At 62.5% G+C, this 1087-nt stretch carries 1 protein-coding gene and 1 pseudogene; both read right to left on the minus strand.

The window, feature by feature from the left end:
- Positions 1–235, minus strand: a pseudogene (locus V8324_RS21990) (hypothetical protein); the annotation flags it as partial.
- Complete coding sequence (locus V8324_RS22570; RefSeq protein WP_442970601.1) at positions 168–443, minus strand: IS110 family transposase; 276 nt, start codon at positions 441–443, stop codon at positions 168–170. The pseudogene V8324_RS21990 and the gene V8324_RS22570, both read right to left, overlap by 68 nt.
- Positions 444–1087: the final 644 nt, after the last annotated feature.

A 1087-nucleotide genomic window follows, 5' to 3' on the forward strand; every position in this document is an offset into this window, starting at 1 on the left:
CCGTCGCGGTGATCGGCCCAATGCCCTCGATCTTGCCGATACGCCGGCACTCTTCGTCGGTTCGAAAGAGGTGCCGGATCCGTCGGTTATACGTGGCGATGCGCTGATCGAGTTCGGCCGGTTCCTGATGCACATCGCGCACCAGATCCCGGAGCACCCCACCAAGGTCATCGGCGGCCCCGTCCGCGATCTGTCTGAGACCGCGCCGCAGGCGAGCGATGTCCCGACCTGTCACGACCTGTCACGACCCCATGTTCGGCCGGAAGACCGCGGATCCGGGTCACCAACCTCGTCCGGTCCGAGACCAGTCGCTGACGGATACGATGGACCGCCTGGATCTCCAGTTGCCCGGAGGATTTCGGCGGCACGAAGCGCATCGAGGGGCGGCCAACGGCTTCGCAGATCGCCTCGGCGTCGTTCCGGTCGTTCTTGTTCGATTTCACATACGGGGGTTACGAACTGTGGCGAGATCAGGCGCACGTCGTGACCGAGACCCGTCAGAACCCGCGCCCGACAATGCGCACCACTGCAGGCTTCCATGCCCACAAGGCAAGGTGACAACTCCGAGAAAAACTGCCGAACCGCATCCCGCCTCAGTGTCTTCTGGAGGACCGCGCTATCCTCTGCATCGACGCAATGGACAGACGCCGTGGACTTCAAACACGTTCTTTGCCAGATCCAAGCCGATACGTACGATCTTCATGGTATGTCTCCTTCTTCAGGTTTGATATCCGAAGGCTCGCCGATCGAGGGCGGCGGGGTCCATACCATCGGTTCCCGCGGGGCATTGGCGTTTGGGTCGACGCTGGCATGATTTGGGTTGCGGCCATGTATGCGGCGTCTGGATTGCAGCACGGTGGCTGCGCGCCCTGATGAACCGAAGGTCCGCGACGCGAAACTCCCGATCGATGGCACGCGCCTGGTTGCGCTCCGGTCCGAACAGGGTGTCCTTGGCGATATGTCCGTCATTACCATTCTCGTCACGCCAAAGACGTGCCACTCAGGACAGGGCGCGCCTTTGGCGCGACGCACTTGCCTTCTTGTAAGGGCTGAGCGCCCTTTTTCTGTCAGGCGGCGGTTGCCGCCC

The sequence above is a fragment of the Roseovarius sp. D22-M7 genome (assembly GCF_037083785.1).
Lineage (GTDB): Bacteria > Pseudomonadota > Alphaproteobacteria > Rhodobacterales > Rhodobacteraceae > Roseovarius.